Source organism: Pseudomonas sp. FW305-96, from assembly GCF_058783825.1.
In genome coordinates, this window is the sequence record NZ_JBYSYW010000001.1 from 224,488 (window position 1) to 236,796 (window position 12,309).

12 protein-coding genes and 1 riboswitch are annotated in these 12,309 nt (G+C 64.1%); of the genes, 8 read left to right on the forward strand and 4 right to left on the reverse strand.

All coding sequences use genetic code 11. The features are described 5' to 3' along the window. Positions 1-11 precede the first annotated feature (11 nt). The 3 genes from metK to AC3WL2_RS00990 all read left to right on the forward strand — a co-directional run bounded on the left by metK (position 12) and on the right by AC3WL2_RS00990 (position 3,558). Positions 12-1,202, forward strand: a complete 1,191-nt coding sequence (gene metK, locus AC3WL2_RS00980; protein ID WP_038706913.1) for a methionine adenosyltransferase — start codon at positions 12-14, stop codon at positions 1,200-1,202. Between the two features lie 144 nt (positions 1,203-1,346). Beyond that, positions 1,347-3,047: an NAD-dependent DNA ligase LigB gene (ligB, locus tag AC3WL2_RS00985; RefSeq protein ID WP_102682219.1), complete on the forward strand. Its 1,701-nt coding sequence runs from the start codon at positions 1,347-1,349 to the stop codon at positions 3,045-3,047. A gap of 118 nt (positions 3,048-3,165) precedes the next feature. After that, positions 3,166-3,558 (forward strand): DUF1090 domain-containing protein, encoded by a 393-nt coding sequence (locus AC3WL2_RS00990; RefSeq protein ID WP_102682220.1) that lies wholly within the window; start codon positions 3,166-3,168, stop codon positions 3,556-3,558. A gap of 54 nt (positions 3,559-3,612) precedes the next feature. Here AC3WL2_RS00990 and AC3WL2_RS00995 read toward each other — a convergent pair whose 3' ends face one another. Continuing rightward, positions 3,613-4,059: a c-type cytochrome gene (locus AC3WL2_RS00995; RefSeq protein ID WP_102682221.1), complete on the reverse strand. Its 447-nt coding sequence runs from the start codon at positions 4,057-4,059 to the stop codon at positions 3,613-3,615. 119 nt (positions 4,060-4,178) lie between these two features. Between AC3WL2_RS00995 and mltA the strand changes: the two genes are divergently transcribed. Continuing rightward, on the forward strand, positions 4,179-5,330 hold the full coding sequence (gene mltA, locus AC3WL2_RS01000) for a murein transglycosylase A (RefSeq protein ID WP_102682222.1): 1,152 nt from the start codon (positions 4,179-4,181) through the stop codon (positions 5,328-5,330). Between the two features lie 61 nt (positions 5,331-5,391). On the opposite strand, the gene AC3WL2_RS01005 is transcribed toward mltA, so the two are convergent. After that, on the reverse strand, positions 5,392-5,778 hold the full coding sequence (locus AC3WL2_RS01005; RefSeq protein WP_046853941.1) for an MAPEG family protein: 387 nt from the start codon (positions 5,776-5,778) through the stop codon (positions 5,392-5,394). Positions 5,779-5,809: 31 nt separating this feature from the next. Then, positions 5,810-6,643: an EamA family transporter gene (locus tag AC3WL2_RS01010; RefSeq protein WP_102682223.1), complete on the reverse strand. Its 834-nt coding sequence runs from the start codon at positions 6,641-6,643 to the stop codon at positions 5,810-5,812. Between the two features lie 218 nt (positions 6,644-6,861). On the opposite strand from AC3WL2_RS01010, the gene AC3WL2_RS01015 reads away from it, so the two are divergent. Beyond that, positions 6,862-8,100 carry a cation:proton antiporter gene (locus AC3WL2_RS01015; RefSeq protein WP_102682224.1) on the forward strand — a complete coding sequence of 413 codons (1,239 nt, stop codon included), beginning with the start codon at positions 6,862-6,864 and terminating at the stop codon, positions 8,098-8,100. 107 nt (positions 8,101-8,207) lie between these two features. On the opposite strand, the gene AC3WL2_RS01020 is transcribed toward AC3WL2_RS01015, so the two are convergent. Next, on the reverse strand, positions 8,208-8,609 hold the full coding sequence (locus tag AC3WL2_RS01020; protein WP_003257757.1) for an acyl-CoA thioesterase: 402 nt from the start codon (positions 8,607-8,609) through the stop codon (positions 8,208-8,210). 177 nt (positions 8,610-8,786) lie between these two features. Continuing rightward, a riboswitch (S-adenosyl-L-homocysteine riboswitch) is annotated at positions 8,787-8,883 on the forward strand. A 21-nt stretch (positions 8,884-8,904) separates the two neighbouring features. Here AC3WL2_RS01020 and ahcY point away from each other — a divergent pair. From ahcY to AC3WL2_RS01035, 3 genes are all read left to right on the forward strand, one after another. Further along, positions 8,905-10,314, forward strand: coding sequence for an adenosylhomocysteinase (ahcY, locus tag AC3WL2_RS01025; protein ID WP_046853939.1), 1,410 nt, complete (start codon positions 8,905-8,907; stop codon positions 10,312-10,314). Between the two features lie 141 nt (positions 10,315-10,455). Further along, positions 10,456-11,301 (forward strand): methylenetetrahydrofolate reductase [NAD(P)H], encoded by an 846-nt coding sequence (gene metF / locus AC3WL2_RS01030; RefSeq protein WP_046853938.1) that lies wholly within the window; start codon positions 10,456-10,458, stop codon positions 11,299-11,301. A gap of 116 nt (positions 11,302-11,417) precedes the next feature. After that, positions 11,418-12,200 carry a substrate-binding periplasmic protein gene (locus AC3WL2_RS01035; protein ID WP_102682256.1) on the forward strand — a complete coding sequence of 261 codons (783 nt, stop codon included), beginning with the start codon at positions 11,418-11,420 and terminating at the stop codon, positions 12,198-12,200. Positions 12,201-12,309 lie beyond the last annotated feature (109 nt).

Consider the following 12,309-nt stretch of genomic DNA (forward strand, 5'->3'; position numbering starts at 1 on the left):
AACCCATCGAGATGAGCGAATACTCCCTTTTCACCTCCGAGTCCGTGTCCGAAGGGCATCCGGACAAGATCGCCGACCAGATCTCCGACGCGGTGCTGGACGCCATCATCGCCCAGGACAAGTACGCCCGCGTAGCCTGCGAGACCCTGGTCAAGACCGGTGTCGCCATCATCGCCGGCGAAGTCACCACTTCGGCCTGGGTCGACCTGGAAGACCTGGTGCGTAACGTGATCATCGACATCGGCTACAACAGCTCAGACGTCGGCTTCGACGGCGCCACCTGCGCCGTGATGAACATCATCGGCAAGCAGTCGGTGGACATCGCCCAGGGCGTCGACCGCTCCCGCCCGGAAGACCAGGGCGCAGGTGACCAGGGCCTGATGTTCGGCTACGCCAGCAACGAGACCGACGTGCTGATGCCGGCCCCGATCTGCTTCTCGCACCGCCTGGTCGAGCGCCAGGCCGAGGCGCGCAAGTCCAAGCTGCTGCCTTGGCTGCGCCCGGACGCCAAGTCCCAGGTCACCTGCCGCTATGAAAACGGCAAGGTCGTCGGCATCGACGCGGTCGTGCTGTCGACCCAGCACAACCCTGAGGTCTCGCAGAAAGACCTGCAGGAAGCGGTGATGGAATTGATCGTCAAGCACACCCTGCCTGCCGAGTTGCTGCACAAGGGTACCCAGTACCACATCAACCCGACCGGCAACTTCATCATCGGTGGCCCGGTGGGCGACTGCGGCCTGACCGGCCGCAAGATCATCGTCGACTCCTACGGCGGCATGGCCCGCCACGGTGGTGGCGCGTTCTCCGGCAAGGACCCGTCCAAGGTCGACCGTTCCGCTGCCTACGCCGGCCGCTACGTGGCCAAGAACATCGTCGCCGCTGGCCTGGCCGAGCGTTGCGAGATCCAGGTGTCCTACGCCATCGGCGTGGCCCAGCCGACCTCCATCTCGATCAACACCTTCGGCACCGGCAAGGTCTCGGACGAGAAGATCGTGCAACTGGTGCGCGAGTGCTTCGACCTGCGTCCGTATGCCATCACCACCATGCTCGACCTGCTGCACCCGATGTACCAGGAAACCGCTGCCTACGGTCATTTCGGCCGTACTCCGCAGCAGAAGACCGTGGGTGATGACACCTTCACCACCTTCACCTGGGAGCGCACCGACCGCGCCGCCGCCCTGCGCGACGCCGCTGGCCTGTAAGCCTCCTGCAGCAGTAAAAGAAAGCCCCTGCCGAGCAATCGGCAGGGGCTTTTTCGTGACATATCGCCTGACAATGCGGCACGTCGCACCAAGCAACTGGCACCTAGGCTGAGGACTCCTTACTGCCTCGCAAGGATGCCGGCCATGCCGCTACTGCCGATACTCATGCTCCTGTCGACTCTCTTCACCAGCGCACAGGCCGGCCAGTGTCCGGATTGGGGCCCATCACAGGCGAATGCCGAAATGGCCCGACTGGGCGAGACCCTGGCCCGCTGGGACGATCACTACCATCGTCAGGGCAAGTCATTGGTGGCGGACGAACTCTATGACCAGAGCCGCCAGCGCCTGCTGCGACTGCAGCGGTGCTTCAACCTGCCAGACGCGGCGCCCGACCCGCTGGCCGGCGCACGTGGCCCGATGCCCCACCCGGTCGCGCACACCGGCGTCGACAAGCTGCCCGACGAACAGGCCATGCGCCGCTGGCTGGCGGGCAAGCACGATGTCTGGATACAGCCCAAGGTCGATGGCGTCGCGGTTTCCCTGATCTACCAGCAGGGCCGGCTGGTCCGGCTGCTCAGCCGCGGCGATGGCGTCCAGGGCCATGACTGGAGCCGGCATATTCCTTCGCTCGGCGCCATCACCCGACAGCTGCCGCAACCTGTGGACCTGGTGCTGCAAGGGGAACTTTACCAACGCCTGGAGGGCCATGTGCAGGCTCAGGCAGGCAGCATCAACGCTCGCGGCAGCGTGGCCGGGCTAATGGCACGCAAGCAGCTGGACACCGCCCTCGGCGCGAGCATCGGCCTGTTCGTCTGGGACTGGCCACACGGGCCGCAAACCCAGGCGGAGCGCCTCGAGCTACTGGCCGCCATGGGCTTTGCCGACAGCCAGCGCTACAGCATCCCCATCGCCAGCCCGGAGCAGGCCGCCGAGATGCGCCTGCACTGGTATCGCGCCGCCCTGCCCTTCGCCACCGATGGCGTGATCCTGCGCCAGGGCAGCCGCCCGCCCGCCGAGCGCTGGCAGGCCAAAGCCCCTTACTGGATTGCAGCCTGGAAATACCCCTTCTCCCAAGCCCTGGCCGAAGTGCGCGAAGTGCGCTTTCGCATTGGCCGCACCGGCAAGGTAACCCCCATCCTGCACCTGGCGCCTGTCGAACTGGACGACCGTCGGGTTTCGCAGGTCAGCCTTGGGTCCCTGGCACGCTGGCAGAAACTCGATATACGCCCGGGCGACCAGGTGGCTATCAGCCTTGCCGGCCTCACCATTCCGCGGTTTGACGACGTGGTACATCGCACGGTCGTGCGACAGCCCGTCACCTCACCGACTGCCGGGCAGTATGACGCCCACACCTGCTGGCAGGCTGTTGCTGGCTGCGAAGAGCAATTCATCGCCCGTTTGACCTGGTTGAGCGGCAAGCAGGGGCTGGCCCTGCCAGGGATCGGGCCGGGCACCTGGCGCCGACTGGTGGATGTCGGCCTTGTGACCACCCTCGTGGATTGGCTGGAGCTCGATACCCAAGTTCTGGCGGCGGTGCCGGGTCTCGGCGATGCCAGCGCCCGACAACTTCATGACAGTTTTAGCGCGGCGCGCTTGCGCCCCTTCCTCCAATGGTTGAACGCGTTAGGCGCGCCCTTGCCTCAGGGGATGCCCCTGGAGGCCGACTGGTCGACGCTGGCAACACGATCGGCTGACGCATGGCAAGCCTTGCCGGGCGTCGGTGGCGCAAGATCGAAACAACTCGAGGTATTTTTTGCAACAGAAGATGTTCAAGCCCTTGCTGAGCAACTGGGCGGGTATCGTATCGCCGGTTTCCAGCACTCGGACGCCACGGCTGAACAATGACGGGCGTAGGGGAACTCCGAGTTTGCTGTCTAAAGCCCCACCAAGGGTTCCTAAATCCGGCAAACCAAGGCAGGATTCCACCAACTTTTGCTGCTCCGCCCCGCTCAGGAGGCTTTTCATGACACGTTTCACCGCTCTTTTCCTGCTGGCAACCCTTGGCCTGGCAACCGGCGCCGCGCAAGCCGCCCAGCCGGATGCAGGCCTGACCGGCTGCGCCGCCAAGCGCAGCGCCATCGAGAACCAGCTGAAGATTGCCCGTGACCATGGCAACAGCAACCAGGCTGCCGGGCTCGAAGAGGCGCTGCGTGGCGTGGACAACTGCACCGAAGCCGGGCTGCGCAAAGAGCGCGAGCAGAAAGTGCTCGATGCCCGCCACGAAGTGAACCAGCGCACCAAGGACCTGGACAAAGCCATGAAGAAAGGTGACGCGGAAAAGATCAACAAGCGCAAGGACAAGCTGGCCGAGGCGAAGAAAGAACTGCAAGAAGCCGTGGACGAGCTAGAGCGCTGACCGTACAGCCTTTGATGTGGGAACGAACCCGCTCCCACAACAGCCTCACACGGCTCAGTGATTGCGAAACTCGCTATGACAGGCCTTGCACGCCGCCTCGACCTTGTCCATCGGTGCCTTCATCTGCGCTGCGTCCAGCGGCGGGTTGCGGGTCACCGTCACCAGATCACCGGTAACGCCCTCCAGCTGCCGGGCCAGGTCCTGGAACCGCGCCTGGCGCTCCCAGACATCCGCCCGTGCGCTGCTGTCACCCTCGTCGCGCACCTGCGGGAAGTGCTGCCACGGCTCATGGGCCAAGGTATCCAGCTTCACCGCGCCCTCGGCGAACTTCACGTCATCGAAGGGCAACCGCCCGCGCAGCATGCCACCCATGTCTTCACTGGTCTTGAGCATCTGCTTGAAGATTGCCTTGCGCTGGCCCAGCGGCGAGTTGGGGTCGACGCCGTCACAGGCGGTCAGGGCGAGGGCGGCGAGCAGTACTACGGTCAATCGCTTGAACATCACGGTCTCTTTGGCCAGGCAAACGGGTCGCCAGTATCGCCGCCTGCCGGGCAAAGACCAATAGCCACACAGAAAACAAGGGCGAATGTTCATGTTTCGCCCAGCACAGGACCCACCCGATGAAATCTGCATTGCGCCATCTCGCCTGGGCCCTCCCCGCCCTGGCGCTCCTGGCCGGCTGCAACGGCGGCGAAAGCGCCAAGCCCGAGCCACATGCCATCGCCACTTATGTACCAGCCACCTGGAAGGACCTGCCCCAGGTCAGCGACGACGACCTGCTGGCCGGTTTCTATGCCTGGCGCAACGGTTGCGAGAAGCTCAAGCGCGATCCGGTGTGGGCCGCTACCTGCGAGGCAGCCGGTTCAGCCACGGCGAGCGCTGACCAGGTACGCACCTTCCTCGAGCAGAATCTCCAGGTGTATGGGCTGCGCTCGGCGCAGAACAGCGCCAACGGCCTGATAACCGGGTACTACGAGCCGGTCTACCCCGGCAGCCTGGAACGCACCGAAGCCGCGCATGTACCGGTGTACGGCGTACCCGAGGACATGATCGTGGTCGATCTGGCCAGTGTGTATCCCGAACTCAAGGGCAAGCGCCTGCGCGGGCGCCTCGATGGCCGCGTGCTCAAGCCCTATGACACCGCCGAAGTGATCAACCGCGACGGTGCCAAGGCGCCGGTACTGGCCTGGCTGACCGACCCGATGGACTTGCAGTTCCTGCAGATCCAGGGTTCCGGTCGCATCCAGCTGGAAGGTGGCCGCCAGCTGCGCCTGGGGTACGCCGACCAGAACGGCCACCCCTATCGGCCGATTGGCCGCTGGCTGGTGGACCAGGGCCAACTGCCCAAGGAACAGGTGACCATGGGCAGCATCCACGCCTGGGCCCAGGCCAACCCGCAGCGGGTCCCCGAGTTGCTGGCCAGCAACCCGAGCTACGTGTTCTTCAGCACCCGGCCGGATAGCAACGAAGGTCCGCGCGGCTCGCTCAACGTGCCGCTGACCGCTGGCTATAGCGTGGCCATCGACCGCAAGGTGATCCCGCTGGGCAGCCTGCTGTGGCTGTCCACCACCCGCCCCGACGGCAGCCCGGTGGTGCGCCCCGTGGGAGCTCAAGACACGGGTGGGGCGATTACCGGTGAAGTGCGTGCGGACCTGTTCTGGGGCACCGGTCCTGAGGCCGGTGAACTGGCAGGCAACATGAAACAACAGGGGCAGATATGGATGTTGTGGCCTAAGGGTCAGCCTTTGCCCGAAGTACCGAAGGTCCCCTGAAGAGCGCTATCGCGGGGCATGCCCGCTCCCACTGCGGGGGCGAGCTTGCCCCGCGATGCAGTCAGATCGAAACGACAAAGAACGACACGATCAGCGCCATCCCGACGAACCATACCAGCGAGCGCAACACTGCCCAGTCCGCCAGGTAGCAAATGATGTAGAGCAACCGGCTGGTGATGTACATCACCCCCAGCACATCTTGGGTCACTTGTTCGGCATTGCCGACGATATCGGCCACCAGCACCGCCGCGGCAAACGCGGGAAACGCCTCGTAGCCGTTCAACTGGGCGGCATGGGCTCGCCGTGGCAGCCCTTCGAGCTTGTCCAGGAACGCACGCGGATCGTGATTGGCACGCAGGCCGAAATACCCGCTGCTGAGTTTGGCGATCAGTGCACACAGCGGCGGCAGGACCAGCGCGACGAGAATGCACCACAGGGCTACGGTCATCTACAGGACTCCTTGTTCATAGAGGTTCGCTTCAGAGCTTCATCACCAGCATGCCGGCCAGTACCAGCCCGCAAGCTAGGAGTCTTGGCCCGCCAAAAGGTTCTTTGAGGTAGCGCATGCCCAACAGCACCACGAGGATCACGCTCAACTCGCGCAACGCTGCCGCTTCGGCCACCGAGCCCAGGTGCATGGCCCAGAGCACCAGAGCGTAGCTGAACAATACGCAGAACCCGACCGCCAGGCCCAGCTTCCATTGGGTGCGCCAGAACAGCATGAACGGCCCTCGTCGGGCCACCATGGCCAGCAACGGGAACGGCCAGGCACTGAGCAAGGTCAGCCATACCAGGTAGTCCCAGGGCTTGCCCCACAGGCGTACGGCCTGACCGTCGAACCAGGTGTAGCAGCCGATGCACAGGCCTATCAGTGCCACCACCGGCAGCATCGACCAGGGCAGGCGGTCGCCGCCGCCACCCTGCCAAAGCAAGCACGCCATGCCACAGGGGATCAGCAAGATGCCGATGATCTGCTGCTGGCTCAACGATTCGCCGGCAAAGGCCAGGGTCAGGCCCAGCACCACCAATGGCGACAGGCCACGCATCAACGGATAGACCAGCCCCAGGTCACCGACCCGATAGGCCTGGATCAGCAGAAAACGGTACAGCTGCTCGGCCAGCGCCGAGGCCAGCAGCCAGGGCCAGATCTCGGCGGGCGGGAAATCTACGAAGGCTACCGCCAGTATGGCGAAACTCAGTGCCACCACGTCCATGCTGGCGATCACCAGCAGCCGCTCGGCGCTGAACTTGATCAGGGTGTTCCAGGTGGCATGGAGCAGGGCTGCGACCAGTACGAGGGAAGTTGCCAGCACGCCTTGGAATCCTTGTCGTCGTTTGGTGGGGACCACTATATAGCGCCTGGCTAGTTATGGCCTCATCGCAGGGCAAGCCCGCTCCCGCGGCTTCGCCTGACAGGAACCAACTGGAGAAATCCGGTCATAAGGTGTGTCCCGAACGCCGCGCCAGGTCATCAAAGAACTGCCCGAGCCATTCGGGTAATGACTTGGAAGCCACTTACACAGGATTCGGGATGCTTGAATTAGTTGCCGCGTTTATCTGCCTCACCACCCTCCTCACTTATGTGAACTACCGCTTCATCGGCCTGCCGCCGGCCATCGGCGTGATGGTCACCGCATTGCTGTTCTCCCTGATGCTGCAGGGCCTGAGCCTGATCGGCTTCCCTGGCCTGGAAGAACGCGTCGAAGGCCTGATGAACCAGATCGACTTCAACGACCTGCTGATGCACTGGATGCTGTCGTTCCTGCTGTTCGCTGGCGCCTTGCACGTCAACCTCGCCGACCTGCGCAGCTACCGCTGGCCGATCGGCCTGCTGGCCACCCTTGGCGTACTCATCGCCACCGTGGTGATCGGTTACCTGGCGCACTGGGTGTTCGCCCTGTTTGGCTGGAACGTGCCGTTGATCTACTGCCTGCTGTTCGGCGCGCTGATCTCGCCGACCGACCCAATCGCCGTGCTCGGTGCACTGCGTACCGCCAACGCCTCCAAGCCGCTGAAGACCACCATCGTCGGTGAGTCGCTGTTCAATGACGGCACAGCGGTCGTGGTGTTCACCGTGCTGCTGGGCATCATCCAGCTGGGCGAGACGCCGAGCGTCGCCGACACCGCCATCCTGTTCGCCCGCGAGGCCCTGGGTGGCATCGCCTTCGGCGGCCTGATCGGCTATGCCACCTACCGCATGATCAAGAGCGTCGAACAATACCAGGTGGAAGTGATGCTGACCCTGGCGCTGGTGATCGGCGGCTCGGCCATGTGCTACGAGCTGCACGTGTCGGCGCCGATCGCCATGGTGGTAGCCGGACTGATCATCGGCAACCTGGGACGCAACCTGGCGATGAACGACATGACCCGCCGCTACATGGACGGCTTCTGGGAACTGATCGACGACATGCTCAATGCCTTGCTGTTCGCGCTGATTGGCCTGGAGCTGTTGCTGCTGCCGTTCAACTGGCTGCACCTGGCGGCCGGTGGCGTGCTGGCGGTGGCGGTGCTGGCTTCGCGGCTGCTGACCGTGGCGCCGGCGATCGTGCTGCTGCGCCGCTGGCGCAGCGTGCCGCAGGGCACCATCCGCGTGCTGACCTGGGGCGGCCTGCGCGGTGGCGTGTCGGTCGCCCTGGCGCTGTCGCTGCCGCAGGGCGCCGAGCGTGACCTGCTGCTGTCGATCACTTACATCGTGGTGCTGTCGTCGATCCTGATTCAGGGCCTGACGGTCGGCAAGGTGGTGCGCAAGGTCAGCACACAACCCGAGTAACAACGTAGAGGCGGACTAGCCCCGCGATATCGTCTGCACAGGCATCGATGTTGATCCTGCCGGCGCCATCGCGGGGCAAGCCCGCTCCCACGCTTGAGCAAACGGGTCTATTCCACCGCGCTGTCCGGGAACTGGTCCTGGATGTACTTGATCTCGGTGCGCCCGTGGGCGGCCGGCAGGCCATCCTCACCCAGGTTGACGAACACCATCTTGTCGACGGTCAGGATCGCCTTGCGGGTGATCTTGTTGCGTACTTCGCACTTGAGGGTGATCGAGGTGCGGCCGAATTCGGTGGCGGTGATGCCCAGTTCGATGATGTCGCCCTGACGCGAGGCACTGACGAAGTTGATCTCGGAAATGTACTTGGTCACCACGCGCTGGTTACCCAGCTGGACGATGGCGTAGATCGCCGCCTCCTCGTCGATCCAGCGCAGCAGGCTGCCGCCGAACAGGGTGCCGTTGGGATTGAGGTCTTCGGGTTTTACCCATTTGCGGGTGTGAAAGTTCATCTGTACTCCTGACCTGCTTGCTGACATGCGCTAATGATGGCAGACCGCTCGGTCACGCTCCATTGAACATCGACTATCGTCTCGATTAATCGACAGAAAGTCTTGGGTGTGTCACACGCCCGCGGCTATAATCTTGCCGTTTCACATGGCCCCCCACAGTGGTGGCCATCCCGCCACCCATCCGAGGGGCGCTGCAGCAGGCTTGGCCTGTCAGGCTCGGTTGGGGCGTTGTCCGCGCAAGCGGACGCTCAACGCACAACGGCGCCCATTCGCACACTACGAATGGAGGCTCTCAATGAGCGCTGTAAACACGCCTGCAGGTTTTTCCGACTTCAAGGTCGCCGACATCTCCCTGGCCGACTGGGGCCGCAAGGAAGTCATCATCGCCGAGTCGGAAATGCCCGCGCTGATGGGCCTGCGCCGCAAGTATCAAGCCGAGCAACCGCTCAAGGGCGCGAAGATCATCGGCTGCATCCACATGACCATCCAGACTGCCGTGCTGATCGAGACCCTGGTCGCCCTGGGTGCCGAAGTGCGCTGGTCGTCGTGCAACATCTTCTCCACCCAGGACCAGGCCGCCGCCGCCATCGCTGCCGCCGGCATCCCGGTGTTCGCCTGGAAAGGCGAGACCGAGCAAGAGTACGAGTGGTGCATCGAGCAGACCATCCTCAAGGATGGCCAGCCATGGGACGCCAACATGGTGCTGGACGACGGTGGTGACCTGACCGAGATCCTGCACAAGAAATACCCGGCCATGCTGGACAAGATCCACGGTGTGACCGAAGAGACCACCACCGGCGTGCACCGCCTGCTGGACATGCTGGCCAAGGGCGAGCTGAAAGTCCCGGCGATCAACGTCAACGACTCGGTCACCAAGAGCAAGAACGACAACAAATACGGCTGCCGCCACAGCCTCAACGACGCCATCAAGCGCGGCACCGACCACCTGCTTTCGGGCAAGCAGGCCCTGGTGATCGGCTACGGCGACGTGGGCAAGGGCTCGGCCCAGTCCCTGCGCCAGGAAGGCATGATCGTCAAGGTCACCGAAGTCGACCCGATCTGCGCCATGCAAGCCTGCATGGACGGCTTCGAAGTCGTCTCGCCGTTCAAGGACGGCATCAACACCGGTACCGAAGCCGGCATCAACAAGGACCTGCTCGGCCGCATCGACCTGATCGTCACCACCACCGGTAACGTCAACGTCTGCGACGCCAACATGCTCAAGGCCCTGAAAAAGCGCGCCGTGGTCTGCAACATCGGCCACTTCGACAACGAGATCGACACCGCCTTCATGCGCAAGAACTGGGCATGGGAAGAGGTCAAGCCACAGGTGCACAAGATCCACCGCACCGGCGCCGGCGTGTTCGACCCGCAGAACGACGACTACCTGATCCTGCTGGCCGAAGGCCGCCTGGTAAACCTGGGCAACGCCACCGGCCACCCGAGCCGCATCATGGACGGTTCGTTCGCCAACCAGGTCCTGGCGCAGATCTTCCTGTTCGAGCAGAAGTTCGCCGCGCTGCCTGCCGCGAAGAAGGCCGAGCGCCTGACCGTGGAAGTGCTGCCGAAGAAACTCGACGAAGAAGTGGCCCTGGAAATGGTCCGCGGCTTCGGCGGCGTGGTCACCCAGCTGACCCCGCAGCAGGCCGAATACATCGGTGTGACCGTCGAAGGCCCGTTCAAGCCGGACGCTTACCGCTACTAAGCGGCTGGTTGCCAGTGCCAGGTATCCTTGCCCGGCACTGGCAGGCAACGTTTCGAACCGATGTCCGAGCCAGGCCGGCCCCCACCGTCCTGGCTTTTATTTGCAGGCAGCAGCCCAGGCTCACTGCCGAAGGAACCAGAGATGTCACAAGAACGCCGCTACAGTTTCGAGTTCTTCCCCACCAAGACCGATGCCGGTCACGAAAAGCTGATGGGCGTTGCCCGCCAGCTGGCCAGCTACAACCCGGACTTCTTCTCCTGCACCTATGGTGCCGGTGGCTCGACCCGCGACCGCACGCTCAACACCGTGCTGCAGCTGGAAAATGAGGTGAAAGTCCCCGCCGCCCCGCATCTGTCCTGCGTGGGCGACAGCAAGGACGACCTGCGCGCCCTGCTGGCCGAGTACCAGGCCGCCGGCATCAAGCGCATCGTCGCCCTGCGTGGCGACCTGCCGTCGGGCATGGGCATGGCCAGCGGCGAACTGCGCTACGCCAGCGACCTGGTCGAATTCATCCGCCAGGAAACCGGCAACCACTTCCACCTGGAAGTGGCCGCCTACCCGGAGATGCACCCGCAGGCGCGCAATTTCGAGAGCGACCTGGCCAACTTCGTGCACAAGGTCAAGGCCGGTGCCGACAGCGCCATCACCCAGTATTTCTTCAACGCCGACAGCTACTTCTATTTCGTCGAGCGCGCGCAGAAGCTGGGCGTGGAGATCCCGGTGGTGCCCGGCATCATGCCGATCACCAACTACAGCAAGCTGGCACGCTTCTCCGACGCCTGCGGCGCCGAGATCCCACGCTGGATCCGCAAGCAGCTGGAAGCCTATGCCGACGACACCGCCAGCATCCAGGCATTCGGCGAGGAAGTGATCACCCGCATGTGCGAACAGCTGCTGCAAGGCGGCGCGCCGGGCCTGCACTTCTACACCCTGAACCAGGCCGAGCCGAGCCTGGCGATCTGGAACAACCTGAAGCTGCCACGCTGATGGTCGCGAACAAGGCTTTGGCGCAGGTCAAAGCCTTGTTCGTTCGCGCTCGCGCCGCACACACCTGCGGCCAGCGTTCACTGGTCTTGCCCGGGCTTGCAGCGTACTCTCACGCCATGCGCACGCTCATCCTCCCTCTCCTGCTGTTGCTGCTCGCCGGCCTGAGCCCGCTGGCCAATGCAGAACGCCTGCGCATCGTCAGCGACGACTGGGCGCCCTACCTCTACCAGGAGAACGGCCAGGCCAAAGGCATCGACTACGAGATCACCAACGAGGTGTTCAAACGCCTGGGCGTCGAGGTGCAATGGCAGTTTTTGCCCTGGAAGCGCTGCCTGGCCATGGTCGAACAGGGCCTGGCAGATGCCGTGATGGATATTTTCCAGGTCGACTCGCGCCAGGGCTACCTGGTCTACCCGGACGAACCGATGTCCGAGGTCGAGTTCGTCCTCTACCAAGCGCGCTCACGGCCACACCCGGTCAAGCGCGTCGAGAACCTGGCCGGGCTGACCGTCGGCACCTCACCGGGCTATGTCTACGACGGCACTTTCGCCGAATCGCCGCTGTTTCGCCGCGAGCCCGCGCCCAGCCACGAAGCCAACTTCGGCAAGCTGGCGCTGGGGCGCATCGACCTGCTGGTGACCGACCGCCGGGTCGGCCGCTATGTGAGCCGACGCCTGGGCCTGGAGCAGACCGTGGAAGAGCTGCCCCTGGTGGTCAGCCGCCGCCCACAGTACCTGGGGCTGGCCCGCAAGCCCGGCCGCGAGCAGTTGGCGCAGGCCTTCAGCGAGGAGCTGCGGCGCTTCAAACAGGAGCCAGCCTATGCCGCGATCAGTGCCCGCTACCTCGGCAATCAGGATTTTCCTTTCGCCGTTGAGCAGCAGGAACGCGGCACACGCTGATTGCTCTGTTATACTCGGGCCTTCCCGCCCGGCTCACGCCCGGACGCTCGGCCTCGCAACAGGCATCTCGACCCGCAGCCGCGCACCTTTGGTGCCCGCCCGCCGGCAT